Origin of the sequence: Nitrosomonas supralitoralis (assembly GCF_003011925.2) — a bacterium.
Lineage (GTDB): Bacteria > Pseudomonadota > Gammaproteobacteria > Burkholderiales > Nitrosomonadaceae > Nitrosomonas > Nitrosomonas supralitoralis.
This window is the reverse complement of sequence record NZ_PXXU01000164.1, coordinates 1-942: the sequence shown is the minus strand read 5'-3', so window position 1 is coordinate 942 and position 942 is coordinate 1. Positions and strand designations below refer to the sequence as shown.

Annotated in this window: 1 protein-coding gene; it reads right to left on the bottom strand. The window is 48.4% G+C overall.

The window, feature by feature from the left end; translation table 11 throughout:
* Positions 1–55: 55 nt before the first annotated feature.
* On the bottom strand, positions 56–942 hold an 887-nt coding region (locus tag C7H79_RS17215), incomplete at its 5' end, for an IS5 family transposase (protein WP_106708441.1).

Here is a 942-nt window from a genome sequence, read left to right as displayed (position 1 = left end):
GGCGTTGTTGAATAAATCAAAATTTGAACAAAAGTCCACATTCTCTCGTTAATTTTTAGATTTTTATAGACGCAGGCATGCCTAAATTGGTCATTCTGTTAAGTGCAGACGCACTAATCCATGCTTCTATTTTTTGTTGTGGGAGTGCGCGCGCTTTCATGGCTTTGCCAAAAATACGCTTGTAGCGTTGCACGGCAAGTTCGGCATAGTTGCGCAAACCATATCCTATCTTCTTTTGCCAAAAAATGCGTCCATGTTGGTCAATCACCCTGATATGGCCGTCCCGCTGGGTGTCGCCTGCAACTGAACGGACAGCAGTCTTGTGTGGTGGAATGATCACTTGTGCATCAGGTTGCTGATTCAAAACCGCTTGAGAAACCGATTCTCCATCATAGGCACCATCGGCGATGAAGGTATCAAAAGGCGTATCAATTTGGGCAAGCAAATCCGGGATTGCAGTGGGATCGCCTATTTCAGGTGGGGTCAGTTCGCACGCCAACAATTGATGGTTCTCATCGACCGCAAGATGCAATTTACGCCAAGTGCGCCGGGCCGCAACGTCATGCTTTTCTTGGTGCCAGTCGTCTTTGCCGTAGACCTTGAGACCGGTTGAATCAACAATAACAAGACTACCCGGTTCCATCGCTTGGGTTAAGGTATGCTGAGGTAACTTAATGCTGCGCCTGGACAGGCTACTGAAGTCAGGAATGGTGATGTCAACTTTCATGATACCGGCAAGCGAGTTCATGAAACCTTCGGTTTGACGTAAGGGCAGATGAAAGACCTGGCGGATAAATAGAGCTGTTTCTATGGCGAGATTAGAATATTCCTGCGGCCTGCCTCGAGTTCCCGTTCTGGTGGGGCGCCACTCAGCAATTGCCGCTTCCGTAAACCAAATCGTGATATCACCCCGTCGCCGCAATCCGTTGTTATACTCATGCC